Genomic DNA, 615 nt, shown 5'->3' with positions numbered 1-615 from the left:
GTGCTCAGGCTGCCGGAGACCGCCTCGGGCACGGTCAAGGGCTCTTCGGCAGCCGCCGTCCTCGCAGCACCGGTCGAGGCCGCGGACGCGGTCCTGATCGGCCCGGGCCTCGACGACAAGGACGAGGCCACCGCGTTGCTCCGCGGCCTCCTCAAGGTGCCTGCGGGGAAGCATCCGCCGGCCATCATCCTCGATGCCTTCGCCCTCGGCAGCCTGCCCGAGCTGGCCGGGGAGCTGGGCCCCTGGGCGGGCCGGCTGATCCTGACCCCGAATGTCACCGAGGCGGGCATCCTGCTGGGGCACGACGCCGGGGAGCTGGTCCGGGACGTACCGGAGCTCGCGGAAAAGTACGGCGCGGTGGTGAGCTGCCAGGGTGTGATCGCCCGGCCCGGCGGGGCTGGCGGGCGCCCGGTCTCCGAAGCGGGAGGAGGTGGGGCCGGCGGTACCCGGGCCTCGCTGTGGGAAATCACCACCGGACACAGCGGCCTGGGCACCTCCGGCTCCGGCGACGTGCTGTCCGGGACGATCGCCGGGCTGCGGGCGCGGGGAACCACGGACGCGCAGTCCGCCTGCTGGGGCACCCATCTGCATGCGGCCGCCGGCGACAGGCTCGCG

General features: G+C 74.8%; 1 protein-coding gene (only partly in view). It reads left to right on the top strand.

Features of this window, described 5'->3' with window-relative positions:
• The coding region annotated (locus tag K789_RS0118910; RefSeq protein ID WP_029705328.1) for an ADP-dependent NAD(P)H-hydrate dehydratase crosses the window boundary (this coding region is incomplete at its 5' end): on the top strand, positions 1-615 show 615 of its 705 nt. The annotated region continues 90 nt past the right edge of the window.

Source organism: Arthrobacter sp. TB 26 (assembly GCF_000427315.1).
In the GTDB taxonomy this organism is placed as follows: Bacteria; Actinomycetota; Actinomycetes; order Actinomycetales; family Micrococcaceae; genus Arthrobacter.
Note: the sequence above shows the minus strand (reverse complement) of the source record. Positions and strands in the feature narration are given on the sequence as shown.